Source organism: Pseudomonas sp. H26/SER47-MNA-CIBAN-0231, from assembly GCF_040310465.1.
Lineage (GTDB): Bacteria > Pseudomonadota > Gammaproteobacteria > Pseudomonadales > Pseudomonadaceae > Aquipseudomonas > Aquipseudomonas atacamensis.
This window is the reverse complement of the sequence record NZ_JBEOPW010000201.1, coordinates 1-232: the sequence shown is the minus strand read 5'-3', so window position 1 is coordinate 232 and position 232 is coordinate 1. Positions and strand designations below refer to the sequence as shown.

Here is a 232-nt window from a genome sequence, read left to right as displayed (position 1 = left end):
GAGCGGTTCCTTATGCATATACTGCAAACCTGGGCCAGCCAGACGAAGAGGATTATGATGCGATCCCTCGTCGTGCCATGGAATACGGCGCGGAGAACGCACGTCTGATCGACTGCCGCAAACAACTGGTGGCCGAAGGTATTGCCGCTATTCAGTGTGGCGCATTTCATAACACCACCGGCGGCCTGACCTATTTCAACACGACGCCGCTGGGCCGCGCCGTGACTGGTAC

The 232-nt window shown here is 57.8% G+C and carries 1 protein-coding gene; it reads left to right on the top strand.

Features of this window, described 5'->3' with window-relative positions; genetic code table 11:
* The coding region (locus tag AAEZ10_RS27790; protein ID WP_502947721.1) for a hypothetical protein at window positions 1–232 on the top strand (232 nt) is incomplete at both ends.